Below are 24,380 nucleotides of genomic sequence, written 5' to 3'. Positions count from 1 at the left end.
CTGACTCACGGCTGTTCTCCCTTGCTCGCCGAGGCCGGCGAGGCGTCTGTGGTCCGGCTTTCCGCGGTGGGGCTCCCGGGGGTCCGGCTGTCCCCGGACAGACCGCTCTGGAAGGCGGCCAGCCACATCCCGGGCTGTGCTTCGGTCCGCTCCGGGGCCTCGGCGGAGGCCGGCTCGGCGGCGGGTTCCTCGGGGGCGTTGGCGCGCTCCTTGCGGCGGCGCTGCGGCAGTCCGTTGGCGGTCCGTTCGGTCACCAGCGGGACCTCCTCGTCCCTCTCTGCCGGGAACCGCGGGCCCGTGGCCTGCCGGGGCGGCTGCGCGGGCGGATCCGCCGGTGCGAGGGCCGCACGGGGCCCCGAGGAGGTGCCGATGCCGTGGGCGACGCCGGTGGCGGTGGAGACGGTGGTGATCAGCCCCTGCGGGACGACGAGGACGGCCCGTACGCCGCCGTACGCGGAGGAGCGCAGCGACACGCGGAAGTCGTAGCTCTGGGAGAGCCGCCCGACCACGGCGAGGCCCAGGCGCGGGGTCTCGCCCAGGTCGGCGAGGTCGATGCCCTCCTGTGCCTGGCGCAGCATGCGCTCGGCCCGCTTGCGGGCCTCCTCGCTCATGCTGAGGCCGCCGTCCTCGATCTCGATCGCGATGCCCGAGTTCACGTCGACGGCCGTCAGGTGCACCTTGGTCTGCGGCGGGGAGTAGCGGGTGGCGTTGTCCAGCAGCTCCGCCAGCGCGTGGATGAGCGGCTCGACGGCCGGCCCCACGACGGCGACCTGCGAGACCGAGTGCAGCTCGACGCGCTGGTAGTCGATGATCCTGGACATGGCACCGCGCAGCACGCTGTACAGCGGCACGGCCCTGTTCCACTGGCGGCCGGGCCGCGCGCCGCCGAGCACCGCGATGGAGTCGGCGAGCCGGCCGATCAGCGCGGTGCCGTGGTCGAGCCGGAGCAGATCGCCGAAGACGGCCGGGTCCTGACCGTGCCGGTCCTCCATCTCCCGAAGCTCCTGCGCCTGCTGGTGCACGATGGCCTGGACGCGCCGCGCGATGTTCACGAAGGCGCGCTGCGCCGAGTCGCGCAGGTCCTCCTCCGCGACCACGGCGTCGAGCACCGAGCGCAGCACCGCGTGGTGGGCGGCGCGGAACGCGGGGGTCAGGCCCGGCTGGTAGGTACTGGCGTCCTCCAGCGAGGCGAGGACGTCCTCCGGGAACTCCCCCTTGCGCAGGCGCGTCACCACGTCGGGCAGCAGCGCCTCGGCCAGCCGTACGGTCTCGGTCTGCTGCCGGGACAGGGCCGCCTCCTGCACCGCCACGGTGGCGCGGAGCGCCGCCACCGCCTTGCCGCGCCGGGCCGCCTCACCGCACGCGAGCGCGACGGCGACGAAGGCCGCGGCGCCGACCCAGGCGACCGGGGTCCGGGCCGGGGCGGAGACCATGACCACGGTGACCACGGCAAGGGCCGCGGTGAGCAGGGGGGGCAGCGCCCATACGACGGGTGAGGCGGGCCCTGGACTGCCGGGCGACGATCCCTCTCGAACCATCAGAACCCTCAAACGATCGAGTGCGAAAGATCATTGGGACAACAGCCCGGGATCTTATCCGTTCAGCGCATGGCACTTGACAACAGGTCATCATGCGCGCGGGGTCCGGCAGTTGGGTTCGCGAGTCCTGTCCGGAAATGGATCCGCACCCGTGTGCGGGCTCCGGCCCGCAGACCTCGCCGTTCGGACCGCCGGACCCGGTACGACGCCCGCCCGCGCGCCCCGCGCGGGGCCCGGCGGCAGCGGCGGGCCGCTCGCGGTATTCGGCTGGTTTCCATCGGTCGTCCGCCGGACCGCCGTGGCTGAACGCAGCCGTAGGGCCGCGCGAGGACCGACCTGACGTGCTCACGCTGGCCCGCGCCGGTCCGATGGCCCTCTCGTATGCCGAATCGGCCGCCCCAGGGCTGGGCCAATGGCCCAGTCCGGCGGGGTCGGCTTGAGCCAGTGGGCCTTCGGGTGCTTATCTGTGTCCTATCCATGTACTTACGGCGCCGCGCAGCGCCGGGCGGCAACGAGGCCGGATCCGGAGCGCGGCGCCTTCGCCGTGCCCGTCACACCGCCCACCACCCCCGGGCGGCCGCCGGACCGGCGCGCACGACTGCAAGGGGGGCGGCACACCGCCGTGAAGAAGATGTTCGTGGCTCCGGACCCGGGGCGTCTGAGACTGCGCACTTCGGCCCGCGCCGTGATCGGCGTCGGCGCCGCCGTGGCCCTCGCGGAGCTCTGCGGCCTCTCCCTGACCGCCTCCATCACCGGGGGGCTGGCCGCCCTGCTCGCCCTCTTCACCGTCGTCGACGCGAGCGTGCGCGCCCAGCGCGTCACCACCGCCCTGCTGCCCGTCGCCGGATTCCCCGTCCTGGCGCTGGCCACCACCCTCCACGGCGTGCCGCTCGCCAGGGACGCCGCCTTCCTCGCCGTCGTGTTCGCCGGGGTCCACGCCCGCCGCCACGGCCCGCGCGGGCACGCGCTCGGCATCTTCGCCTTCATGATGTTCTTCGTCACCCAGTTCCTGCACGCCGTCCCCGGACAGCTGGCCGAGCTGTACGCCGCCGTCGGGCTGGCCCTCCTGGCCGCCGGGGCGGTGCGCTTTGTGCTGTGGCCCATCGAGCGGCGCACTCCGCCCGCCCCCGCCCCGCCCGGCCTGCCCGGCACCGGACTCGCGCGGCCCACCACCCGCCAGGCGTTCCAGGCCACCGCCGCCTGCGCCTTCGCCCTCGCCATCGGCCAGGCGCTCTCCGAGGACCGCTGGTACTGGGCCGTCGGCACCGCCTGGTGGATCTTCGTCAACACCGCCTCCCGCGGGGAGACGCTCGTCCGGGGCTTCCGCCGCGTCCTCGGCACCGTCCTCGGCATCGCCGCCGGACTGCTGGTCGCCGTACCGCTGCACGGCGCACCCGCACCGACCGCCGCACTCGTCGCCGTGTGCGTCTTCGGCATCTTCTACACCGCGGCGCCGTCCTACTCCTGGATGATGTTCTTCGTCACCGTCATGGCCGGGCTGCTCTACGGCCTCCTCGGGGTCCTCCACCCCGGACTGCTGCTCCTGCGCTTCCAGGAGACGGCCATCGGCGCGCTCGGCGCGGCCCTGGCCGTCGTGCTCATCCTGCCGGTGACCACCCACGCCGCCAACGACGCCTGGATCCAGCGCGCCCTGCACTGCGTGCGCGCCTCCACCGCGGCCGCCCTGGACCGGCTCGCGGGCGACCCCGCCGCCGACCCCGCCCCGCACGCCGCCGAACTGGAGCTGCTGCTGGGCCGGGTACGGATGGCCCTCGCCCCCCTGGTCCACCCGCTGAGCCCGCTGCGCGCCCGCAAGGCCCGGGCCCGGCAGGTCCTGACCCTGCTCGACGCGTGCGCCCGGGAGGTGCGCGGGCTGGTCGCCGTCGCCGCCGACCCGCAGGCGTCGCACGACGCCCGGCTGGCCGCCGCGTGCTGGCGCGTGGAGGCCGCCGTCGAGGCGCTCACCGCGCCCGGCGGCGCCCCCCAGCCCTTCATCCCGCCCCGGCCGGAACCGGCCGCGCCCGCGGAACCGGCCCTCGCCCACCTGCACGGCCTTGAGCACGCCCTGGTCGCGCTCGCCGCCCCGCTGCGCACCGACCCCCGGGCGCCCCTGGTCATCAGCGCCTGAGCAGCCCCTCCCCGGCCGCCTCCAGCCCCGCCGGCAGCCGGCCGGCGGTGTGCACCACCCCCAGGGACTGGGTGGCCCGGGTCAGCGCCACGTACAGGTCGCTCGGCCCGAAGGCGGCCGGCTCCACCACGATGACCGTGTCGAACTCCAGCCCCTTGGCCTGCCGCGGGTCGAGGAGGACGACCTCCCGGGTCAGGTCCGGCTGCGCCCCGGCCCGTACCCCCGGCAGCCCGCCGGCCAGCGCGGCGTGCAGCTCCCGCGGCGCGATCACCGCGAGCCGCCCCCGCGCGGGCGGCTCCCGGCGCACCGCCCGTGCCACCGCGCCCGCCAGGTCGTCCGTCGCATGGGCCCAGGGGCGCACCCCGGTGGACCGGACCGAACGCGGCGGGGCGAAACCGGGATCGCGCTCCCGCAGCACGGCGGCCGCCACCTCCATGACCTCCGCCGGCGTGCGGTAGTTGACCTCCAGCCGCACCAGCTCCCAGCGCTCGCCCACGTAGGGGCCGAGGATGCGCTCCCACGACCCGCAGCCGGCCTCCTCGCCGGTTTGGGCCGGATCGCCGACCAGCGTCATCGAACGGGTCGGGCAGCGCCGCATCAGCAGCCGCCACGCCATCTCCGACAGCTCCTGCGCCTCGTCGACGATGACGTGCCCGAACGCCCAGGTGCGGTCCGCGGCGGCCCGCTCGGCCGCGCTGCGGTGGTCGGCCTCCTCCTGGCGCTCGGCCATCCGCTCGGCGTCGATGATGTCGTGCGCCGCGAGGTACTCGTTCTCCTCGTCCTCGAACTCGTACGAGCGCGAACCCTCCGACAGGTCCAGCACCCCCTGCGCGTACGCGATGCGCCGCTGCCGTTCGCGCTCCTCGGCCGCGCGCCGCGCGCTGTCGTCCTCCCCGAGCAGCTCCGCCGCCTCGTCCAGCAGCGGCACGTCGGCCGGCGTCCAGTCCGGCCGGGCCGAGGGCGCGCGCCGGATCAGCTCCGCCTCGTGCGCCGGCAGGTGCGTGGGCTCGGCCAGGAAGTCGCCGACGAGGCGTTCGGGGGTGAGGGAGGGCCACAGGGTGTCGATCGCCGCCTGCACGGCCGGGCTCATCGCGATCTCCTTGCCCAGCTGCGCCACGTCGTCGGGGCCGAGCAGGTTCGGGCCGCCGTACGGGTCCGCCCCGAGCCGGTCGGCGAGCTGCGCGGTGAGCGCGTCGATGATCCGGAACGCGAAGGCGGGCCGTGCCTGGTTGTGCGGCAGCCCGGTGGCCCGGGCTCGGTCGCGCGCCTCGTAGGCCATCGTGCGGTCCAGCAGCAGCGTCCCGTAGTCGTCGTGGTCGATCTCCAGCGCGGGCTCGGGAACGGTGTCGTACTCCTCGCCCGCGCCGGCCGGCACCGTCTCCGGCAGGCACTGCCGGTCCTCGACCACCCGCGCCAGCACCTGCGCCATCGAGGCCCGGCCCTTCACCGCGGCGGCGCCGGGCCGGTCGGTGCCCGTCGCGTGGACCCCGGGGTAGAGCTCACCCGGCGTGGCGAGCAGGACGCCCGTCTCGCCGAGCGCGGGCAGCACCCCGCCGATGTAGCCGAGGAAGGCCGGGCCCGGCCCGACGATCAGCACCCCGCGCCGGGCGAGCAGCTCGCGGTGCGCGTAGAGCAGGTACGCCGCCCGGTGCAGGGCCACGGCCGTCTTGCCGGTGCCGGGGCCGCCCTCGACGACCAGCACGCCGCGGTACGTGGAGCGGATGACCCGGTCCTGCTCGGCCTGGATGGTGCGCACGATGTCGTGCATCCGCCCGGTGCGGGCGGCGTCCAGCGCGGCGAGGAGCACGGCGTCCGCGTCGGCGCCCTCGTGACCGGTGCGCTCGGCGTCGGTCAAGTCCAGGATCTCGTCGTGCAGGGCGGTGACCACGCGGCCGCGGCTGCTGATGTGCCGGCGGCGGCGCAGGCCCATGGGGGTGTGGCCGGTGGCGAGGTAGAAGGGCCTGGCCACCTCCGCCCGCCAGTCCAGGACCAGCGGCGTGCGCTCCGTGTCGTCCGCGCGGATTCCGATGCGGCCGATGTGGTGGTCACGGCCGTCGGAGAACTCCAGACGGCCGAAACACAGGCCGTTCTCTCCCGCATTCAGTGCGGAAAGCAGCCCGGACTGCTCGGCGACCAGGACATCGCGCTCCAGACGTGCCTGAGCGCCGTTACCGACCTCGCGCAGTGCCCCCTCGACCGCGCGTTCGGCCTGGTCACGCAGGTGGTCGAGGCGCGCATAGAGATCGGTGACGAATTGCTGCTCTTTCCGGAATTCCTCGGTTGACAATTGCACTCCTGCCGCGATACAGTGTCCACGAAAGCTTTCCCATGACTCCGCATCCCAGTGAAGTCATGAATTATTGAATATACGCTCTCTCCTCCCTCGGCAGCGAATTCCGCCGGGGGATTTTTTGCGTACCGTGGACCCCATGACCACCGCACACGGCTCCGCCGACGGCATCGTCTGCCGCCTCGCCCGCCCCGAGGACGCCGGGGCCATCGAGGCCGTCGACGGCTCCTTCACCACCGACACCGTCTTCGAGGTGGTCCCCGCCGACGGCGCCGCCCTGGGGTTCCTGCTCCGCGAGGTCCCCGTGGACCCGCCCCTGTTCAAGGAGTTCCCGCCCGAGGAGCACGACGAACAGGGGTCCGGCGGCATCGCGGGCGCCGGCGGGGACGCGCGGACGTATGTCGCCCTCGACGGCGGCCGGGTGTGCGGATTCGCCGCCGTGGGGTACGCGACGTGGAACCGGCGGCTGACCATCGAGGACATCGAGGTCGGGCCGGACCACCGGGGTCGCGGCATCGGCCGCGCGCTGATGGAGTGCGCGGCGGACTTCGCCCGCGAACGGGGCGCCGACCACCTGTGGTTGGAGGTGAGTTCCGTCAACGCCCCGGCCGTCCACGCCTACCGGCGGATGGGCTTCACCCTCTGCGGCCTCGACACCACCCTGTACGGCGGCACGCCCGCCTCGGGCGAGCAGGCGCTCTTCATGAGCCGTCCCTGCCGGCGCCGCCACGCCTGATCGCGTCGGCACGTCTGAACGCAGCGGCGCGTCCGAGCGCACCGCCCCGGAGGGCTGCCGCGAGGGCCCAACTCCCGTGAGTGCGGCGGATCGTACGCCTCTTCGATCCCCGCCGGCGGGCCATCACGCGAAGATCACTCGGAGGGGTGTTTCGAACGGGTGTTGCCCGCGACGCTGACCTGCGGCATGTACAACGTGTCATGGTTCACTGCACACATGCATCCGGCATGCACAGGGTGGATCTGTGGGGACAGGGGGTACCGGCCCGGAATGGAAATACTTCAGCAGCGCTCCGGCATCGCTCAGGTGTGGGAAGCGGCCGAGGAGTTCATCCGACTCTTCCACCGGGAGAACCCGGACGCCGGGGATCCGGGCAACCGGCTCGCCGCCGTACGCGCGGAACTGGCGGAGACCGGTACCTACCGGCACACGCCCGAGGAACTGGTGCACGGGGCCCGCGTCGCCTGGCGCAACAGCAACCGTTGCATAGGCAGGCTCTACTGGAACTCCCTGCGGGTCCGTGACCGGCGCGGGACGACGGTCGGCGAGGACATCGCCGCCGAATGCTTCGAGCACCTGCGCGAGGCGACCAACGGGGGCCGGATCCGCCCCACCATCACCGTCTTCGCCCCGGACGCACCCGGCCGCCCCGGGCCGCTGATCTGGAGCGAACAGCTCGTCCGGTACGCGGGCTACGGCGACCACCACTCCGTCACCGTCGGCGACGCCCGCAACGCGCCGCTGACCGAGGCCCTGCTCCGGCTCGGCTGGCCGGGTGGCGCCGGAACCCCCTTCGACCTCCTGCCGCTCGTGGTCCAGGGCGTCGACGACAAGCCCCGCTGGTTCGACACCCCGGCGGACGCCGTCCTGGAGGTCCCGATCGGGCACCCCGACGACGAAGGCTGGGCCTCCTGGGGCCTGCGCTGGCACGCCGTGCCCGCCATCTCCAACATGTGCCTGGAGATCGGCGGCATCCACTACCCCGCCGCGCCGTTCAACGGCTGGTACATGGGCACCGAGATCGGCGCCCGCAACCTCGCCGACACCGACCGGTACAACCTGCTGCCCGCCGTGGCCCGCCGGCTGGGCCTGGACACCTCCAGCGACCGCTCGCTGTGGAAGGACCGCGCCCTCGTCGAGCTCAACCGCGCCGTCCTGCACTCCTTCGACCGCGCGGGCGTCACCATCGCCGACCACCACACCGAGTCCCGGCGCTTCCTGTCCCACCTGGAACGGGAGGAGCGCAAGGGCCGCGACGTGGGGGCGGACTGGTCCTGGATCGTGCCGCCGATCTCCGGCTCGGCGACCCCGGTCTTCCACCGGACCTACGAGGACCGGCCGAGCAGTACCGCCTACGTCCACCACCCGGGCGCCAGGGACCGCGCCCAAGGGCGGGATTTGGTATAGACCTTCTGTTACCGTCGGCTCCTGACGGATCCGGGACGGCGGAGAGGGGCAGCCGGTGGACGGCGCGCAGAGCACGGACCAGGGCGGCGAACACCGGGCCTACATCGGCTCGTTCACCTCGGGGGGCGGCCGCGGCGTCACCGTCGCGGCCGTGGATCCGGACACCGGGGCGCTGACCCCGCTGGCGGCCACCGCCGCCGTCGCCGACCCCTCGTACCTCGTGATCGCCCCCGGCACGGGTGTGCTCTACGCGGTGAGCGAGACCGGCGACGGAGCGGTGGCCGCCTTCACGCGCACCGCCGAGGGTCTCGACCCGCTCGGTCCTCCCGTGCCCGTCGGGGGCTCCGGGCCCACCCACCTCAGCGTGGCCGGGGGCCGGCTGCTCACCGCCAACTACACCTCCGGCGGCGTCAGCAGCCTCCCGCTCGCCGCCGACGGCAGGCCGGGCGGTCCGGCGTCCGTCCTCGCGCACGAGGGATCCGGGCCCGACCCCGAGCGGCAGGAGCGGCCGCACGCCCACCACGTGCTGCCCGACCCGAGCGGCCGCTGGGTGCTCAGCGTGGACCTCGGCACCGACTCGGTCCGGGTCTGCGCGCCGGACCCCGCCACGGGCGGACTGCGGACGCACGCCGAGACCACCCTGCGGGCCGGGACGGGGCCCCGGCACCTCGCGTTCCACCCAGGCGGCGCGGTCGCCTACGTCCTGCACGAGCTGGAGCCCCAATTGACCGTCTGCCGGTGGAACGCGGCCGTCGGGCAACTGGAGCCGGTCGCCGAGGTTCCCATCGCCCCGGAGGGGCCTCCAGGGGCCGCACGGGCCTACCCCTCGGCGATCGTCGCCTCGCCCGACGGGCGGTTCGTCTGGGCGGCGGTCCGCGGGGCGGACACCATCGTGACGCTCTCCCTGGCTGCGGGCGCGGAGAAGCCGCAGCTCACCGGCGTCGTGGGCTGCGGTGGCAGCTGGCCCCGCGATCTCACCGCCGACCCGGCGGGCCGCCGCCTGTACGCGGCCAACGAGCGCTCGGGGGACGTCACCTGGTTCGACCTCGACCCCGCCACCGGGCAACCACGCCGAGCCGGCTCGGTGGCCGTGCCCGCCGCCACGTGCGTGGTCTTCGGCTGACACGGGCGAACGCGAAGGGCCCCCGCCGACCGGCGGGGGCCCTTCGCTTCGTCGGGCGCCGAGGCGCGCCGCCGGTGCGCTGGCGCGCCTCGGCCCGCGCCGGCGCACGTGAACCCGCGCGGGCGGGTCAGTGGGCCGTCGCGCCCTGGGGGAGGCCGAGGGCCGCGGAGTACTGGGCGACGGCGAGCTTGCCGAGTGCGCCGTAGGCGCCCAGCACCTCGGAGGCGGCGCAGTCCGCCTCCTTGCAGGCGGTGTCCAGCAGCCCGTCGGCGGCCTCCGGGCCGATCAGGTACGGGGCGAGCGCGAGCTGGGTCGAGCCCTCACGGCGCAGCTGCTCGGCGATGGCGGCCACCGAGCCCTCCTGGTCGAGCGCGGCCGCCTTGACCGGCACGGCGAGCCGGGCGGCGAGCAGCATCCCGGTGATCCCGGCGGCCTGCACGGCCTCCTCGCCACCGGTCGTGGCCAGCACGATGCCGTCGGCGGCGGTGGTCACGGTGAACAGCCGGGCGCGGTCGGCGCGCGCGAGGCCGGCCTCGGACAGGCGCACGTGCAGACCTTCGGCGAGCAGCGGGTGCGGGCCGAGCACGTCGGCCAGCTCGGCCGCGGCCGAGGAGTCCATGAGTGCCTGGCGGACCCGGCGGAGCAGGCCGCCGTCGGGGCCGACCAGCAGCGGGACCACCACGGCGTCCGGGCCGGTGGGCGCGGGAACCTCGTGGCCGGCGGCGCGGGCGAACTCCGCGCGCGCGGCACGCTCGGCCGCGACGGCGGTCAGCACACCGGACAGGGACGGGAACTCGGAGGCGTCGTCACCGTCGAGGAAGCCGATGCGGGCATCGAGGCCCGGCAGCTCGGAACGGCCGATGCTGATGATCTCTTCCGCCAGCCCGCGCGAGGCGGCCGAAGGGACCCCGGGCACGGCGAGCACCAGCGCGGGCGCGCCCTCGGGCGCCACCGCGGGCTCGGGCCGGCGGTGCCGTCCGGTCTGGCGGGGTCGCGGCATTCGTACGGGCAGGCCATGTGCGGGCCCAGTGGGGGAGCTCATGGCGCCGCATGCTACTGGCTTATCGGACCGGAGTGTTCGGGCAGGGCCTTCTCCGGCGGCATCTGTCCGTATTTATCCGGTGAAGGGGCGACAGGATCAACTGACGGACGGCAAGCGCCAGTCCACGGGCTGTGAGCCCTGCTCCTCGAGCAGCCGGTTCGTCCGGCTGAACGGCCTGGAGCCGAAGAACCCGAAATCGGCCGACTTGGGGGAGGGGTGGGAGGACTCCACCACCGGCAGCTCGCCGAGGAGCGGCCGCAGATTGCGGGCCGCCCGGCCCCACAGGATGGACACCAGCGGCTTGCCGCGCGCCGCGAGCGCCCGGATGGCCTGATCGGTGACGGCCTCCCAGCCCTTGCCCTGGTGCGCGTTGGAGCGGCGGGGGGCGGTGGTCAGCGAGCGGTTGAGCAGCAGCACGCCCTGCCGGGTCCACGGGGTGAGGTCGCCGTTCGCCGGGCGGCCGGTGCCGAGGTCCCGGTGCAGCTCCAGGAAGATGTTGTCGAGGCTCGGCGGCACCGGCCGCACCTCGGGCGCGACCGAGAAGGACAGTCCCACGGCGTGCCCGGGCGTGGGGTAAGGGTCCTGGCCCACGATCAGCACCTTCACCTCGTCGAAGGGCTGCTGGAAGGCGCGCAGGACGTGGGCCCCGGCCGGGACGTACGTCCGGCCCGCCGCGATCTCGGCGCGCAGGAAGTCGCCCATCGCGGCGATCTGCCCCGCCACCGGCTCCAGAGCCCGGGCCCAGCCCGGCTCGACGATCTCGTTCAACGGTCGTGCTGCCACGGTGGATCACTCTACTGGCCGATCGTCGCCGCCCGCACGCAGAGGATGTCGGGCAGGTGCTCGGCCAGCAGCCGCCAGTCGTCGCCGTCGTCCTGGCCGGCGTACAGCTCGCCGTTGCGGTTGCCGAAGTAGATCCCCGCCGGGTCGGCGTCGTCCGTGCACAGGGCGTCGCGCAGCACCGTGCCGTAGTGGTCCCCCTCCGGCAGGCCCTTCGTGAGCGGCTCCCAGGTGGCGCCCGCGTCACGGGTGCGGAAGACCCGGCAGCGGTGCCCGGCCGGTACCCGGTCGGAGTCCGCGTTGAGGGGGAACACGTAGGCGGTGTCACCGCGGTGCGGGTGCGCGGCCACCGCGAAGCCGAAGTCGGAGGGCAGCCCGGCGCCGATGTCGGTCCACCGCTTGCCCGCGTCGTCGCTGCGGTAGACGCCCCAGTGGTTCTGCAGGTACAGCCGGTCCGTGTTCCCGGCGTCCTGGGCGATCTTGTGGACGCACTGCCCGAACTCGGGGTGCGGATCGGGCAGGAACACCGCGGAGACCCCGTCGTTGGAGGGCTCCCAGCTGGCCCCGCCGTCCTGCGTGCGGAACACGCCGGCGGTGGAAACGGCCACGGTCACCGCGTTCCGGTCGCGCGGGTCGGTGATCACCGTGTGCAGGCCCTCGCCGCCGCCGCCCGGCTGCCAGCTGCCCCGGCTCGGGTGCTCCCACAGCGGGCGGACCAGCTCGAAGGACTCACCGCGGTCCACCGAGCGGAACAGGGCCGCGGGCTCGGTGCCCGCGTAGACCACGTCCGGGGCCTCCGGTCCGGCGGGGTGGAGCTGCCAGACCCGCTCCAGTGAGGCGCCGGTGTCCCGGGGGAACCTCACCGCGGCGGCCGCGGGCTCCTGCCACGTGGCCCCGAGGTCGTCGGAGGTGAAGACGGACGGTCCCCAGTGCGCACTGTCCCCGCCGACGAGCAACCGGGGCGCCGGCCCCCGCCGGTCGACGGCGACGGCGTACACGGCCTGGGCGTTGAAGTGGGGGCCGTCGAACTCCCAGGGCGCCGTGCCCCGGCGGCGGCCGATGAAGAGCCCCTTGCGGGTGCCCACGAGCAGCAGTACGTCGGCCATGGCCGGTACCTCCGGACTTCGTCGTCCATGCTTTTTCCGAGCTTTTCGGCCAGTCTGCACCCGCCCGCTGACAGTGGCCCGGTGGACGGCGCGGCGTTTCGAGACCCTGGTCGAGAGCGATCATTTACGACTCATTTACGATCGCGAGATGGTTGCTCCTTGCATCTCGGTGTCCGGAATGGGTTGACTTCAGGTCTCGTCACCGCATGCGAGAGGACGTACGTGGCAACCGAGCCCCTGTCCCCGCTCGACCTCGCCTTCTGGCGGATCGAATCCGCCGCCCACCCCATGCACCTCGGTGCCCTCGCCGTCTTCGAGGCCCCCGGCCGCGGACCCCGCGCCGCCGAGCACGCCGCCGAACTGCTCACCGCCCGCTGCGCCGCGGTGCCCGGCCTGCGCCGTCGGATCCGGGACGTCCTGCTGCCGGTCGGGGCCGCCGCCTGGTCCCCCGACCCCGGTTTCGATCCGGCGCGACACGTGTTCCTCGTCCGCACGGGGGAGGAAGGGGCGCACGCGGCCGCCGGCCCGCTGATGGCCCGTCCCCTGGACCGGGAACTGCCTCCGTGGGAGGCGCACGTGCTGGCCGGCCCCGACCCGGACTCCTTCGCGGTGCTGTTCAAGTTCCACCACGCCCTCGCCGACGGCCTGGGCGCCCTCGCGCTGGTCGCGGCGCTCTTCGACGAAGGTCCGGAGCTGCGCGCCTCCGCACGGTCCGGGCCCGAGCGGCGGCCCGGTCCCGACCGGCGGCCCGGCTCCGCCCTGCGGCGGCTGCGCGGAGTCGTCACGGCCCGGGTCCAGGAGGTCGGCCAGGCCCTGGAGATCGGCGCCGCCGTGGTCCGTGCCGGGCTGCCCGCCGGGGTCCCGCGCGTGCTCACCTCGGGAGCCTCCGGCCCGGCGACCCGGGTGGCCGCCGGCCTCGCGCTGGACCTCGACGAGGTCGGGCTCGTCCGCAAGGCCGCCGGCGGCACCGTCAACGACGTACTGATCTCCGTGGTCGCCGGCGGCCTGCGGCGCTGGTTGGAGGGCCGGGGCGACCCCGCGCCCAGCGGCCCGGGCCCCCGGGCCCTGATCCCCGTGTCCCGCCGGGGCCGGCCGGGGTCGGGCGGCGCCAACCGGCTCTCCGGATACCTGCTGCGGCTTCCGCTCGCCGAGCGCGATCCGCTGCTGCGCCTGGACCGCGTCCGGGCGGCGATGGACCGCAACAAGGAGGCCGGACCGGCCCGCGGCGCGGGGGCCGTCGCCCTGCTCGCCGACCACGTCCACCCGCTCGGCCACCGGCTCGGCGGCCCGCTCGTCGCCCAGGCGGCCCGGATGCTCTTCGACATCCTGGTCACCAGCGTCCCGCTGCCCGGCCTGACCTTCCGTCTCGGCGGCAGCCCCGTCCGCGAGATCTATCCGCTCGCCCCGCTGGCCCACGGCCAGTCCCTGGCGGTCGCGGTCTCCACGTACAAGGGGGCCGCCCACTACGGCCTGGTCGCCGACGCCGCGGCCGTCCCGGATCTGCCCGCCCTGGCGGCGGCGCTGCGCGCCGAACTCGACGCACTTGTACGAGAGGTCTCGTAGTACGAAGGATTTCGTAGTACGGTGAATCTCGTACTTAGCCGCCGATCCCCGGCGCGCCGGTGACGTCTGGAGAGCCCCGATGAGTGCTGCCCCCGCTGCCTTCGCAGCTCTGTTCGCGCCCTACACCCTCCGCTCCATCACCGCCCCGAACCGCGTGTGGATGGCCCCGATGTGCCAGTACAGCGCCGAACCGGCCGGCCCGGACGAGGGCGTGGCGCACGACTGGCACTTCGCCCACTACGCCGCCCGGGCCGCAGGCGGCACCGGTCTGATCATCCAGGAGGCCACCGCCGTCTCCCCGGAGGGGCGGATCTCGCCCTACGACCTCGGCATCTGGAACGACACCCAGGTGGCGGCGCTGCGCCGGATCACCGGCTTCCTCAAGGCGCAGGGCACCGTCCCCGGCATCCAGATCGCCCATGCCGGACGCAAGGGATCCACCGACCGCACCTGGAAGGGCGGCGGCCCCGTCGGCCCCGAGGAGCACGGCTGGCAGACGGTCGCGCCGAGCGCCGTGCCGTTCTCCGACACCCATCCGGTGCCGCACGAGCTGACGGTCGAGGAGATCCGCGAGATCGTCCGGCAGTTCGCGGCCGCGGCCGAGCGCGCGCTCGCGGCGGGCTATGAGGTCCTGGAGATCCACGGCGCCCACGGCTACCTGATAGGCCAGTTCCTCTCGCCGCACAGCAACAGGCGCACCGACGCCTACGGCGGCTCCTTCGCCCACCGCACCCGCCTCGCCCTCGAAGTCGTCGACGCCGTACGGGAGGTCTGGCCCGAGGAGCTGCCGCTGTTCTTCCGGATCTCCGCCACCGACTGGCTGGAGGCGGACGGCTGGACGGCAGAGGAGACCGTACGCCTGGCGGCGCTGCTCCACGAGCACGGGGTGGACCTGCTCGACGTCTCCACCGGCGGGCTCGCGCCGGGCGCGACCATTCCGGTCGGCCCCGGCTACCAGGTGCCCTTCGCGGCGCGGATCCGTCAGGAGACGAGCATGCCGACGGCGGCCGTCGGCCTGATCACCGAACCGGAGCAGGCCGAGAAGATCCTGGCCAACGGCGAGGCCGACGCGGTCCTGCTGGGCCGCGAGCTGCTGCGCGACCCCTACTGGGCCCGCCGTGCGGCCGCCGAACTCGGCGCGGAGATCCGTACGCCGGCCCCCTACCACCGGTCCTGGTGACACGGCAGGCGCGCAGGAGCAGGCACGCAGGAGCAGGCACGCAGAGAGCGGGAGGCCGGAGCGCGAGCCGCCCGAACCGGCCCGGCTCCTACGACGGCTCTCGTACGATGAGGCCAGGACCACGGCGAGCGAGCGAGCGGAGCAGGGACATGACGGAACGTGACGCGGCCCGCTCCCTCGCCCACCCCGAGGCGGCCGGGATCCGGCTGGAGGACGTGCTGCACGCGCTCTCCGACCCCGTCCGGCTCTCCATCGTCCGGGACCTGGCCGGCTCGGGCTCCGCGCTGGCCTGCTCCTCCTTCGACCTGCCGGTCACCAAGTCCACGACCACCCACCACTTCCGCGTCCTGCGCGAGAGCGGGATCGTACGGCAGACCTACCGCGGGACCACCAAGCTGAACGCCCTGCGCCGGGCGGAGCTGGAAGAGCTGTTCCCGGGTCTCCTCGACAGCGTCCTGAAGGCCGCCGCCGCCGAGGAGGCCCGACTCGGCACCCCGCTCGCGACCCCCTGACCGGCGAGCCCGACCGGCCGACCAGGACCGCCTAAGCGAGGCCGGCCGCCTCCCGCAGCCCCTCCCAGTCGGGGATCTTCACCGACCGCCTGCCGAGCGAGCGTCCCAGCTCCGACTCGGCGGCCTCCACGGCGAGCCAGCCCGGCCACTCCACGGGCCGCAGGCCCGCCGCGCGCAGCGCGTCCAGGGGGTCACCGGGCAGTTCCCGGCGGGCCAGTACGCCTGCGTCCTGGAGCAGCGAGGAGGCGGTCTCCTTGGCGCAGGGCCGGTTCGTCCCGATCACCCCGGTAGGACCGCGCTTGATCCACCCCGCCACGTACTCCCCGACCGAGGCGCGGCCCGCGCGCAGGACCCGGCCCGCCGCGTGCGGGACCGTGCCCTTCGCCGCGTCGAACGGCAGGCCCTCCAGCGGGACGCCCCGGTAGCCCACCGAGCGCAGCACCAGCTGCGCCTCCACGTCCTCGAACGTCCCTGTCCCGCTCACCCCACCGCGCCCGTCGGGGGCCGTCCGCTCGAAGCGCACGCCGCGCACCCGGCCGTCGGGCCCGCCCAGGATCTCCACCGGGCGCAGGTAGAACCGCAGGTCGATGCGGCGTTCCGCCCCGCCCGGAGCCTGCTCGGCCCAGCCGCGCAGCACCTCGAGGTTGCGCCGGGCCACCGCGGGCAGCGCCGCGGCCGCGGCCGGATCGCCGTACACCGGGTCCAGGGCCGCCTCCGCGGGGTCCACCAGGACCTCCACGCCGGGCAGCGTGCCCAGCTCCCGCAGCTCCTTGGTGGTGAACTTGCCCTGCGAGGGTCCGCGCCGGGCCACCATCGCCACCCGCCGCACCCCGCTCTCGGCGAGCGCGCCGAGCGCCCGCTGCGGCATGTCCGTCGGCGCGAGCTCCGCCTCGCCGCGGGCCAGGATCCGGGTGACGTCCACCGCCACGTTGCCCGCGCCGACCACGACCGCCGCATCCACCCCGGTCAGACCGAAGGTCTCGGCGGCGGCGTCGGGATGTCCGCTGTACCAGGACACGAAGGCCGTCGCGGAGTGCACACCGGCGAGCTCCTCGCCGGGAATCCCCAGCATCCGGTCCCGCGCCGCACCGACGCAGTACACCACCGCGTGGTAGAGCTCCAGCAGCCGCCGGGCGGGCAGCAGGTCCCCGCCGACCTCGACGTTCCCGAGGAAGCGGATCCGCTCGTCCTCCAGCACGCCGCGCAGGTTGCCCTGCAGGGACTTGATCTTCTCGTGGTCGGGTGCGACCCCGTACCGCACGAGCCCGTACGGCGCCGGCAGCCGGTCCAGTACGTCGACCAGCACCCCCGGCACCTCGCGCTGCTGCACCAGGGTCTGGGCGGCGTAGACCCCACTGGGGCCCGATCCGACGACGGCGACACGAAGCACGGCCGAGCTCCTCCCGCAGGTGGTTTCAGCATGACACCGGGCGCTGCGGCCGTCAGCCCATCGCGCGCATCCGGTGGACCTCGGCGCTCTGCGTGGCCACCACCTCGGTGGCCATCTCCTCCACGGCGACGTTGTTGCCGCCGGCCAGCGCCTCGCCCGCCATCTTCAGCGCGCCCTCGTGGTGCGCGGTCATCAACCGCAGGAACAGCCGGTCGAAGTCGGGGCCGGTGGCCGCGGCGAGCTCCCGCAGCTGCTGCTCCGTCGCCATGCCGGGCATCGCTGCGTGGTCGTGGCCTCCGGTGCCCGCCGGGGGCGCGGGGTGGAGGGCCAGCCACCGTTCCATCGCCCCGATCTCGGGCTGCTGGGCGGCCGCGATCCGCTCCGCCAGACGGGTGACCCCGTCCGCCGAGGCCCGTCCGGGGGCCAGCGCGCTCATCGTCAGCGCCTGCCGGTGGTGCTCGATCATGCCGCGCACGTAGGCGTGGTCGGCGGCGTTGGGGCTGTCGTCGGGCTTCTCCCGGGCGGCCTGCTCGGGGTTGAGGGTGCGCGCCTCCTCGCCCGGCTTGCCCGGGGCGACGACCACGGCCCGGCCGTCCCCGGCCGCCGCCGCGCCGGATCCGCCGTCGTCCTGGCAGCCGGTGAGCGCCAGCAGGAGCCCGGCGGCCACGGCAGGTGCGCGGAACCGGACCCGGCGCCTTCCGGGGGACCGGCGCCGCAGGGGGTCTTTTGCCATGTCCATGGAAAGGAAGATACTGCCGTCGTCCGGGTTCCGTTCCCCCATCGAGCGGAACCGACCGGACTCCTTTGGGAGGGCACAGTGAGCTCGTTCCACAGCCGAAGAGTGCGCACAGCGAGGGTGGGGGCGGCCGTCGCGGCGGCCGGGCTCCTCGCCACGCTCCTGACCGCCGGGCCGGCGGCCGCCACCCCCGACCCGGGCGACCTGGTGCCGGGCGGCGGCAGCCGGCAGGACGCGGGCCTCGCCGAGGGCCGGGAGATCGCCCCCGGCGAGATCCCCGGCCAGGACGAGATCGTGCACAGCAAGAACATCAAGCACCTGGCGAACGTCCCGCTCGCCGAGAGCGCGGCGATCAGCACCGACCTGGCCTTCCAGGGCGGGTACGCCTACGCGGGCAACTACAACGGATTCACGATCTACGACCTGGGCAACCCGCGGGCGCCCAAGACCGTCAGCCAGGTGCTGTGCCCCGGCGGGCAGAACGACATCTCCGTCCACGGGGACCTGCTCTTCCTCTCCACCGACTCCTCGCGCAGCGACGACTCCTGCAGCAGCGTCTCCCAGCCCGCCACGGAGAAGTCCTCCTGGGAGGGCATCAAGATCTTCGACATCAAGGACAAGAAGAACCCCAAGTACATCAAGTCCGTCGAGACCAACTGCGGTTCGCACACCCACACGCTGGTGCCGGACGGCCGCGACATCTACCTGTACGTCGCCTCCTACTCCCCGAACGAGGCGTTCCCCGACTGCAAGCCGCCGCACGACGGCATCTCCGTGGTGAAGGTCCCGAAGAAGGCGCCGACCCGGGCCGCGGTCGTCGCCTTCCCGATCCTGTTCCCCGACGGCGGCAACCCGGGCGGGCCCACCAACCCGGGCGTCTCCAAGACCACCGGCTGCCACGACATCACCGTGCTGCCCTCGAAGAACCTGGCCGCCGGCGCCTGCATGGGCGACGGCATCCTCTTCGACATCAGCCGGCCCGAGCAGCCGAGGGTCATCGACCGTGTGCAGGACAACGTGAACTTCGCGTTCTGGCACTCGGCGACCTTCAACGAGCGGGCGGACAAGGTGGTGTTCACCGACGAGCTCGGCGGCGGTGGCGGCGCCACCTGCAACGCGGCCACCGGCCCCGACCGGGGCGCCGACGGGATCTACGACATCACCGGCCGCGGCGACCAGCGCAAGCTCGCCTTCCGCAGCTACTTCAAGATCCCGCGCCACCAGGCCGACACCGAGAACTGCGTGGCGCACAACGGCTCGCTGATCCCGGTCGGCGGCGGCCGCGACATCATGGTGCAGGCCTGGTACCAGGGCGGTGTCTCGGTGTGGGAGTTCACCGACTCCGCACAGCCCAAGGAGATCGGCTACTTCGAGCGCGGCCCGCTGACCACCGACGCGCTCGGCCTCGGCGGCTCCTGGTCGGCCTACTACTACAACGGCCACATCTACTCGAACGACATCGCCAAGGGCTTCGACGTGCTGCGGCTCGACGACCGGCGCACCGACAGCGCCGCGCGGGTGCGCATGGACCGGCTCAACGTCCAGACGCAGCCCGAGTACAACTGACCCGCGCCGGGGCCCTGGCGGCCGGGGTCCCGGCCGCCAGGGCCTCCGGCGACCTCAGGGAGACGTTCCGCCGGGCGGTTCGCCGTCCGGCGGAACACCGAGCTCCCAGTCCAGTCCGTAGCGGGCGAACAGCTCCGCCCGCAGCAGGGCCGGCGGCATGGGCGCACCGGGCAGCAGGACCGCCACCACGGCGCCCATCAGCAGCGCCCGCAGCAGGGGGTAGTCCGCGTCCACGTCGGACGAGCCGTACCGGGCGAGGGTGTCCCGGAGCAGCTCCGCGAGGCGCTGCTGCTCCGGGCACCGGACGAAACCCTCGGCCGTGAGGATGCCCGCCATGTGCGTCCGCATCAGCAGCGGCTGCTCCCGGGCCAGCCCGAGGATCGCGTCGATGGCGCGCGCCAGCCGCTCCCGCCCGTCCTCGCTGCGCGGCTCGCGTTCCAGTGCCGCGTCCAGGGTGAGGTGCATCAGCCGGTGCACCGCCGACTGCAGCAGGTGCCGCTTGCCCGGGAAGTAGTACGAGACCAGGCCGCGTGCCGCGCCCGCCCGGTCGGCTATGTCGCCGAGGGTCGTGGCCTCGTAACCGCGCTCGGCGACGAGCTCGACCGTCGCCTGGAGCAGCCGCTCCCGGGAACGTCTGCGCAATTCTTCATTGACCGATGCGCTGCGCGGGACCATGCTTACTCCTGCGTTGACTGGCTCTGAGCCAATATACTCAGCGCGCGGGACCGCCTGCTCTGGGTGACACGGGGGATCGCCCAGGGCAGGCACACCTCCCGGGGCGGGCCGGCAGGGCCGCGGCGAGTGCCACCACGGCCACGCCCAGCAGCCATCCGCCCACCACGTCCGACGGCCAGTGCACCCCGAGGTACAGCCGGGTGAACCCCACCCCGAACACCGAGACCGCGGCCGCGGCCCACGCCGCGAGCCGCGCCCACCGAGGGGCCCCGCGGGGGAGCAGCCACAGCAGCACTCCGCACACCACCGTCGCCGTCATCGCGTGGCCCGAGGGGTAGGCCGCGAAGTCGGCCCGGTCCACCGGATCGGGCCACTGCGGACGCTCCCGCCCCAGCAGCGCCTTCAGGCCCTGCTGCACCGCACTGGCCACGAGCACCGCCACCGCCACCCGTACCGCCCCCTCCCGCCGACCGCGCCACCAGAGCAGCACGCACGCGACGACGGCCAGGATCCGCATGGTCCAGGGATCCCACACCCAGTCGGTGAGGATCCGCATCGCCCGGGTGACCCCCGGCTGGGCGACGGCGTGCAGGTGCAGGTCCCGGAGCAGCCGGCCCTCGTACGAGGGGAGCGGCCGCCACCGCGCCGCGACCAGCGCCGTCAGCACGGCCGCGAGCAACGCACACGCGACACCCGCCCCCCGCAGGCCACCACCCCGCCGGCCGTCCCGCTGATCACTGCGCATACGGACGATCCTCGCACCGCCCGGGTCAGGAGCCCGGAGCCGCGCGGAGCGCCGGGTCCTGTCGTCGAAGGGTCGCGGGCCAGGCTCCACGTGGAGGGCAGCGCCTATCCCAGGGCGCTCAGTCCGGGCCCGAACGCCACCAGCAGCGGTACCGCCGGGACCAGCGCGGCCAGCGCCGTCAGCCGGAGCCTGCGCAGCGCCGAGAGCCGCGGCGCGGCCGACAGCAGCCGGGCGACCCGCTCCTGGACGTGCGCCTGCGGGGCCGCGGAGGGGCCGAACACCCCGCGGTCCTCGTTCAGCCCGACCAGGGCCAGTGCGATCGTGAGCCGCCCGTACCGCCGCGAGGCCACGTCGTCGGCGGCCAATTCGACCAGGCGGTGCATCTGCGCCTCGAAGGCCGCGAAGACCGGCACCTGCGGGAAGCCCCCGGCCAGAGCCCGCGAGCAGTGCAGCAGCCAGTCGTGCCGGGCCGCCGCGTGCCCCTGCTCGTGGGCCAGCACGGCGTCGAGCTGGCTCCCCTTCAGCCGGCCCAGCGCCGCCGTCGTGACCACCAGCTGCGGGGCCGCCCCCGCCAGCCACCAGGCATCCGGCCGCGGGCCCTCCAGGACGACGAGCCGCGCGCCCGTCGGGTCCTCCCCGGGCAGCAGCGGGGCCCGCACCAGCAGTTCGCTGCCCTGCGCCCGGCGCCTGGCCCGCGCCCCGAGCACCTCGCGGGCCAGCATCGCCGCGGTCCACAGCGCCCCGCCCGCGAGGACGAGCGCGGTACCGGCCGCCCAGGGGCCGCCCGAAGCGCCCAGGGCGTAGGCGTCGACGACCCCGTGCGGGGCGGCCGCGAAGAGCCGGCCGCGCACCGCCTGCCAGGCCGCGGCCGCGCTCAGCAGCATCGACAGCCCGAAGCACAGGAGCACCGCGCCGACCACGCACTGCCACACCCACAGGGCCACGACCGGTTCGCGTTCGGGCCAGCGGGCACGGGCGAGCAGCCGGGGCGCGAGGAGCGCGGTCAGGGCGCCGAGCAGCAGGAGTGCGGCGGGGACCATCATGGGCGCCAGCCTATGAGCGCGGGGCTACCTGCGGGTACGGCCGCGGCGGATTGGTGACGCAGGACACGTGCGCCCGGCCCTCACATCATCAGCAGCATCGCCAACATCCCCATCCCCATGGCCAGTCGGCAGGCCCGGGACAGCTCGGGCGACGCGACCGGATAGCCGCCCTGCGGGCCCCCGCCCGCCGCTACCAGCCGGGCCCCGCCCAGCAGGACGTATCCGGCGAAGTAGAGCAGCAGCAGGCCGGTGACCAGGGACGGCCCGCCGCCGTGCCCGTGTCCGGCCGCAGCCCTCAGCGCCATGTAGGCCATGGCCAGCGAGCCCACCAGGTGGTGGGCGTGGTGCGCCCCGCCGCGCAGCAGCCACACCCCGTGCAGGGCGGCGGCGCAGAACACCGCGCCGAGCAGGAGCGCCTGCCACCCGTCCCGGTCCCCGAGGGGCACCGCCATCAGCGCCATGCCGAACGCCATCACGGCCTCCCCGGCCGCCGCGCCGCCCGATCTGCGGACCTGGCGCAGGCAGTACGCCCCGCTCACCGCGCAGAGCACGACGAGCAGCCAGGCGGAGGCGAGGTCGGAAGGGGACATGGCGGAACCGTGCACGGCGGAACCTCCCGGTTCGTCGGCGTCAGGGGAAGGGATGCCCCTCTCGCCGCCCCTTCACGCGGCGCCGGGATAGGCTCTCCCCGCCGCATCCGGCATGCCGCATGCCACCGCGCAGAACGGAGTCACGATGTCGACCGCCAACCCCGCCGCCCTCAGCTTCCGCAGTGCCGTCGAGGCGGACGTGAGCGAGCTGGTGGCCCTCGTGGAGTCGGCGTACCGGGGCGACGCCAGCCGCGGCGGCTGGACCACGGAGGCCGACTACCTCGAAGGGCAGCGCACCGACGAGGGCGGGGTCCGCCAGATCATCGAAGCGGCCGACAGCACGCTGGTGGTCGTGGAGCGCGCGGAGGAGATCGTCGCCTGCTGCCACCTCGAACACCGGGGTGACCACGTGTACTTCGGGATGTTCGCGGTCCGTCCCGGGCTCCAGGGCGCGGGCCTCGGCAAGGAGATCCTGGCCGAGGCCGAGCGTCGCGCCCGTGACACGTGGGGCGCCAAGGAGATGCGGATGACGGTGGTGAACGTACGGGAGGAGCTCATCGCCTACTACGAGCGCCGCGGTTACCGGCGGACCGGCGAGCTGAGCCCCTTCCCCTACGGTGACGAGCGCTTCGGCGTCCCGCTCCGGGACGACCTGGCCTTCGAGCTGCTGGTCAAGTCGCTGTAGCCGGGCGCACCTATGCGGTGAAGCGGCCGGTGCTGCGGATCTCGGGGAAGTCGGTGAGGGCGCCGTCCAGTTCGAGCGCCCGCGCCAGCCGCAGCAGGTCCAGGGTGTTGACGGACCGGCCCGTCACCCGCAGTCCGGCGGCGTGCACCGCCTGCACGGTCTCCAGGCTCAGCCGCCGGATGTCCAACGTGACCGCCGCCGCGCCCGCGGCCGCCGCCCGGCCCACGACGTGCTCGGCCCCGTCGGCGGGCGCGGCCGCGTGCAGCACCGTCCGGACGCCGGGCACCCGCCGCGCCACCTCCGCGAGCAGCGCGTCGTCACCGGAGGCCACCTCGACCCGGGCGGTCAGGTCGCGGCGCAGCAGCAGTTCCGCGAGGGCGTCGGCGGCGGCCCGGTCGCGCACCGTCACCTGGAGCGGGGTCCGGACCGCTGCCAGCACGTCCTCCAGGACCGGCACCCGCTCGCCCTGACCGGCGTCCAGTCCGCGCAGTTCGTCCAGGGTCAGATCGCGGACGGCCCCCGAGCCGTCGGTGGTCCGGTCCACCTCGGGGTCGTGCAGGGCGACGAGGGCGCCGTCCTTGCTCAGCCGGACGTCCACGGCGATGACGTCCATGCCGGAACGTTCCGCTCGGAGGTACGACCGCAGGGTGTTCTCCGGTTCGACACCCATGACCCCGCGGTGACCGATGGTGAGGAAAGTCAAGGTTCTCTCGCTTCCGTCGACGGCGGCTCCCCGCACGGACGCGGTGTCCCGACCGGCCGCGCGCGATGAGCACGCATGCTAGTGCGCCGACGGTGCGAAGGGACCGGCCGTGCAAGGCCCCGCCCGGGGGCACGGGCCGCTTCCCGTCGGGGTTGTGAGCCCCCGCGAGGCCGGTCGCGGGGCCGTCGCCGTCACCCGGGGGTGGGCGCGTCCCCATCGGCTTGACGGGCTGCGCCGGCCAGACCGGCCAGGTCCTGGAGCAGGGCTTCGCCGAGCTCCGGTTCCGCCAGGTGCTGCCGTTCGCTCCAGCGCAGCGCGAGCGCGGGGAAGGCCACTCCGGATCCCGGTCCGCCCGGGCCGTGGCCTCCCGTACGGCGGCGAGCTCCTCCCGGGTGCGCTCCGGATGGCCCTCCGCCATCGCGCGCCGGGCGGCTCGGCGAGGTGCCCGAGCCGGACCCGCAGCAGCAGCCCGTGCTTGAGCACCGGGGCCTCGGCGTCCGCCGCCCGGGCCCGCCCACCCGCGCTGGTTCTGGGAGCAGTACCGGGGACCCGGCGGCAACGGGGCGAATCCGCTGGCCTCCCCGCTGCGCGCGGCCCGCGCACCTGGTGGCGGCCGGGTGCGACCCGCTGCGGGACCAGGGGCGGGCCTACCACCGCGGGCTCGGCGCGTGCGCCGTCCCCTCCCTCCCGGACGAGTACCGGGGATGTTCCACGGCTTCCTGGCCCTGACCGGCGTGCTGCCGCCCGCCCGGGACGCCATGGCCACACTCGGCGGAACTATCAGTTCCACCTTGGCGGACGGGAAGACTTTCGGCGAAGCAGGGGGTGGCGCCGGATAATTT

General features: G+C 74.5%; 22 protein-coding genes. 9 read left to right on the top strand and 13 right to left on the bottom strand.

Annotated elements, in window-relative coordinates:
- Nucleotides 1-5: 5 nt before the first annotated feature.
- The gene (locus AC07FY_RS15910; protein WP_479006104.1) at nucleotides 6-1,538 is read right to left on the bottom strand and encodes a sensor histidine kinase; all 1,533 of its coding nucleotides are present in this window, start codon (nucleotides 1,536-1,538) and stop codon (nucleotides 6-8) included.
- A gap of 631 nt (nucleotides 1,539-2,169) precedes the next feature.
- Here AC07FY_RS15910 and AC07FY_RS15905 point away from each other — a divergent pair.
- Entirely contained in the window at nucleotides 2,170-3,666 is a 1,497-nt protein-coding gene (locus AC07FY_RS15905) for an FUSC family protein (protein ID WP_479006362.1), read from the top strand.
- Here the strand turns inward: AC07FY_RS15905 and AC07FY_RS15900 are convergent.
- Complete coding sequence (locus tag AC07FY_RS15900; protein ID WP_479006101.1) at nucleotides 3,656-5,953, bottom strand: HelD family protein; 2,298 nt, start codon at nucleotides 5,951-5,953, stop codon at nucleotides 3,656-3,658. The genes AC07FY_RS15905 and AC07FY_RS15900 overlap by 11 nt on opposite strands.
- Before the next feature lie 142 nt (nucleotides 5,954-6,095).
- Between AC07FY_RS15900 and AC07FY_RS15895 the strand changes: the two genes are divergently transcribed.
- From AC07FY_RS15895 to AC07FY_RS15885, 3 genes are all read left to right on the top strand, one after another.
- Complete coding sequence (locus AC07FY_RS15895; RefSeq protein ID WP_479006098.1) at nucleotides 6,096-6,692, top strand: GNAT family N-acetyltransferase; 597 nt, start codon at nucleotides 6,096-6,098, stop codon at nucleotides 6,690-6,692.
- A gap of 270 nt (nucleotides 6,693-6,962) precedes the next feature.
- Entirely contained in the window at nucleotides 6,963-8,099 is a 1,137-nt protein-coding gene (locus tag AC07FY_RS15890; protein WP_479006096.1) for a nitric oxide synthase oxygenase, read from the top strand.
- A 55-nt stretch (nucleotides 8,100-8,154) separates the two neighbouring features.
- Nucleotides 8,155-9,222, top strand: a complete 1,068-nt coding sequence (locus AC07FY_RS15885; protein ID WP_479006094.1) for a lactonase family protein — start codon at nucleotides 8,155-8,157, stop codon at nucleotides 9,220-9,222.
- Between the two features lie 127 nt (nucleotides 9,223-9,349).
- Here AC07FY_RS15885 and AC07FY_RS15880 read toward each other — a convergent pair whose 3' ends face one another.
- From AC07FY_RS15880 to AC07FY_RS15870, 3 genes are all read right to left on the bottom strand, one after another.
- On the bottom strand, nucleotides 9,350-10,264 hold the full coding sequence (locus tag AC07FY_RS15880; RefSeq protein WP_479006091.1) for a sirohydrochlorin chelatase family protein: 915 nt from the start codon (nucleotides 10,262-10,264) through the stop codon (nucleotides 9,350-9,352).
- Between the two features lie 96 nt (nucleotides 10,265-10,360).
- Nucleotides 10,361-11,047, bottom strand: a complete 687-nt coding sequence (locus AC07FY_RS15875) for a uracil-DNA glycosylase (RefSeq protein WP_479006088.1) — start codon at nucleotides 11,045-11,047, stop codon at nucleotides 10,361-10,363.
- Nucleotides 11,048-11,058: 11 nt separating this feature from the next.
- Entirely contained in the window at nucleotides 11,059-12,150 is a 1,092-nt protein-coding gene (locus AC07FY_RS15870; RefSeq protein ID WP_479006085.1) for a WD40/YVTN/BNR-like repeat-containing protein, read from the bottom strand.
- Nucleotides 12,151-12,372: 222 nt separating this feature from the next.
- Here AC07FY_RS15870 and AC07FY_RS15865 point away from each other — a divergent pair, with 222 nt between their 5' ends.
- The 3 genes from AC07FY_RS15865 (at nucleotide 12,373) to AC07FY_RS15855 (ending at nucleotide 15,405) form a co-directional block, all read left to right on the top strand.
- Nucleotides 12,373-13,713, top strand: a complete 1,341-nt coding sequence (locus tag AC07FY_RS15865) for a wax ester/triacylglycerol synthase family O-acyltransferase (protein WP_479006082.1) — start codon at nucleotides 12,373-12,375, stop codon at nucleotides 13,711-13,713.
- A 79-nt stretch (nucleotides 13,714-13,792) separates the two neighbouring features.
- The gene (locus AC07FY_RS15860; protein WP_479006080.1) at nucleotides 13,793-14,893 is read left to right on the top strand and encodes an NADH:flavin oxidoreductase/NADH oxidase; all 1,101 of its coding nucleotides are present in this window, start codon (nucleotides 13,793-13,795) and stop codon (nucleotides 14,891-14,893) included.
- Nucleotides 14,894-15,042: 149 nt separating this feature from the next.
- Nucleotides 15,043-15,405: an ArsR/SmtB family transcription factor gene (locus AC07FY_RS15855; protein WP_479006077.1), complete on the top strand. Its 363-nt coding sequence runs from the start codon at nucleotides 15,043-15,045 to the stop codon at nucleotides 15,403-15,405.
- 31 nt (nucleotides 15,406-15,436) lie between these two features.
- Here the strand turns inward: AC07FY_RS15855 and AC07FY_RS15850 are convergent, their stop codons facing one another.
- Entirely contained in the window at nucleotides 15,437-16,795 is a 1,359-nt protein-coding gene (locus tag AC07FY_RS15850) for an FAD-dependent oxidoreductase (protein WP_479006074.1), read from the bottom strand.
- A 52-nt stretch (nucleotides 16,796-16,847) separates the two neighbouring features.
- Nucleotides 16,848-17,534 (bottom strand): DUF305 domain-containing protein, encoded by a 687-nt coding sequence (locus AC07FY_RS15845; RefSeq protein WP_479006071.1) that lies wholly within the window; start codon nucleotides 17,532-17,534, stop codon nucleotides 16,848-16,850.
- Between the two features lie 78 nt (nucleotides 17,535-17,612).
- On the opposite strand from AC07FY_RS15845, the gene AC07FY_RS15840 reads away from it, so the two are divergent.
- On the top strand, nucleotides 17,613-19,097 hold the full coding sequence (locus tag AC07FY_RS15840; RefSeq protein ID WP_479006068.1) for an LVIVD repeat-containing protein: 1,485 nt from the start codon (nucleotides 17,613-17,615) through the stop codon (nucleotides 19,095-19,097).
- 54 nt (nucleotides 19,098-19,151) lie between these two features.
- Here AC07FY_RS15840 and AC07FY_RS15835 read toward each other — a convergent pair whose 3' ends face one another.
- The 4 genes from AC07FY_RS15835 to AC07FY_RS15820 form a co-directional block, all read right to left on the bottom strand.
- Nucleotides 19,152-19,772 carry a TetR/AcrR family transcriptional regulator gene (locus tag AC07FY_RS15835; RefSeq protein ID WP_479006065.1) on the bottom strand — a complete coding sequence of 207 codons (621 nt, stop codon included), beginning with the start codon at nucleotides 19,770-19,772 and terminating at the stop codon, nucleotides 19,152-19,154.
- Nucleotides 19,773-19,809: 37 nt separating this feature from the next.
- Nucleotides 19,810-20,517 (bottom strand): phosphatase PAP2 family protein, encoded by a 708-nt coding sequence (locus AC07FY_RS15830; protein ID WP_479006062.1) that lies wholly within the window; start codon nucleotides 20,515-20,517, stop codon nucleotides 19,810-19,812.
- A gap of 104 nt (nucleotides 20,518-20,621) precedes the next feature.
- Complete coding sequence (locus AC07FY_RS15825) at nucleotides 20,622-21,560, bottom strand: M56 family metallopeptidase (protein WP_479006059.1); 939 nt, start codon at nucleotides 21,558-21,560, stop codon at nucleotides 20,622-20,624.
- Between the two features lie 80 nt (nucleotides 21,561-21,640).
- Complete coding sequence (locus tag AC07FY_RS15820) at nucleotides 21,641-22,150, bottom strand: DUF5134 domain-containing protein (protein WP_479006056.1); 510 nt, start codon at nucleotides 22,148-22,150, stop codon at nucleotides 21,641-21,643.
- Between the two features lie 145 nt (nucleotides 22,151-22,295).
- On the opposite strand from AC07FY_RS15820, the gene AC07FY_RS15815 reads away from it, so the two are divergent.
- Complete coding sequence (locus AC07FY_RS15815; protein WP_479006055.1) at nucleotides 22,296-22,835, top strand: GNAT family N-acetyltransferase; 540 nt, start codon at nucleotides 22,296-22,298, stop codon at nucleotides 22,833-22,835.
- Between the two features lie 10 nt (nucleotides 22,836-22,845).
- Here AC07FY_RS15815 and AC07FY_RS15810 read toward each other — a convergent pair whose 3' ends face one another.
- Both AC07FY_RS15810 and AC07FY_RS15805 read right to left on the bottom strand, forming a co-directional pair.
- Nucleotides 22,846-23,538: a glycerophosphodiester phosphodiesterase gene (locus AC07FY_RS15810; RefSeq protein ID WP_479006052.1), complete on the bottom strand. Its 693-nt coding sequence runs from the start codon at nucleotides 23,536-23,538 to the stop codon at nucleotides 22,846-22,848.
- A gap of 191 nt (nucleotides 23,539-23,729) precedes the next feature.
- The gene (locus AC07FY_RS15805) at nucleotides 23,730-23,873 is read right to left on the bottom strand and encodes a hypothetical protein (RefSeq protein WP_479006049.1); all 144 of its coding nucleotides are present in this window, start codon (nucleotides 23,871-23,873) and stop codon (nucleotides 23,730-23,732) included.
- Nucleotides 23,874-24,380: the final 507 nt, after the last annotated feature.

It is taken from the genome of Streptomyces sp. NPDC045967, from assembly GCF_056430495.1.
This window is presented reverse-complemented; position numbering and strand designations above follow the sequence as displayed.

What these genes read in the sequence shown, in the direction of transcription:
- AC07FY_RS15910 (WP_479006104.1), bottom strand. Translation starts at nt 1,538, where the DNA reads ATGGTTCGAGAGGGATCGTCGCCCGGCAGTCCAGGGCCCGCCTCACCC.
- AC07FY_RS15905 (WP_479006362.1), top strand. Translation starts at nt 2,170, where the DNA reads ATGTTCGTGGCTCCGGACCCGGGGCGTCTGAGACTGCGCACTTCGGCC.
- AC07FY_RS15895 (WP_479006098.1), top strand. Translation starts at nt 6,096, where the DNA reads ATGACCACCGCACACGGCTCCGCCGACGGCATCGTCTGCCGCCTCGCC.
- AC07FY_RS15890 (WP_479006096.1), top strand. Translation starts at nt 6,963, where the DNA reads ATGGAAATACTTCAGCAGCGCTCCGGCATCGCTCAGGTGTGGGAAGCG.
- AC07FY_RS15880 (WP_479006091.1), bottom strand. Translation starts at nt 10,264, where the DNA reads ATGAGCTCCCCCACTGGGCCCGCACATGGCCTGCCCGTACGAATGCCG.
- AC07FY_RS15870 (WP_479006085.1), bottom strand. Translation starts at nt 12,150, where the DNA reads ATGGCCGACGTACTGCTGCTCGTGGGCACCCGCAAGGGGCTCTTCATC.
- AC07FY_RS15860 (WP_479006080.1), top strand. Translation starts at nt 13,793, where the DNA reads ATGAGTGCTGCCCCCGCTGCCTTCGCAGCTCTGTTCGCGCCCTACACC.
- AC07FY_RS15855 (WP_479006077.1), top strand. Translation starts at nt 15,043, where the DNA reads ATGACGGAACGTGACGCGGCCCGCTCCCTCGCCCACCCCGAGGCGGCC.
- AC07FY_RS15845 (WP_479006071.1), bottom strand. Translation starts at nt 17,534, where the DNA reads ATGGACATGGCAAAAGACCCCCTGCGGCGCCGGTCCCCCGGAAGGCGC.
- AC07FY_RS15835 (WP_479006065.1), bottom strand. Translation starts at nt 19,772, where the DNA reads ATGGTCCCGCGCAGCGCATCGGTCAATGAAGAATTGCGCAGACGTTCC.
- AC07FY_RS15830 (WP_479006062.1), bottom strand. Translation starts at nt 20,517, where the DNA reads ATGCGCAGTGATCAGCGGGACGGCCGGCGGGGTGGTGGCCTGCGGGGG.
- AC07FY_RS15825 (WP_479006059.1), bottom strand. Translation starts at nt 21,560, where the DNA reads ATGATGGTCCCCGCCGCACTCCTGCTGCTCGGCGCCCTGACCGCGCTC.
- AC07FY_RS15820 (WP_479006056.1), bottom strand. Translation starts at nt 22,150, where the DNA reads ATGTCCCCTTCCGACCTCGCCTCCGCCTGGCTGCTCGTCGTGCTCTGC.
- AC07FY_RS15815 (WP_479006055.1), top strand. Translation starts at nt 22,296, where the DNA reads ATGTCGACCGCCAACCCCGCCGCCCTCAGCTTCCGCAGTGCCGTCGAG.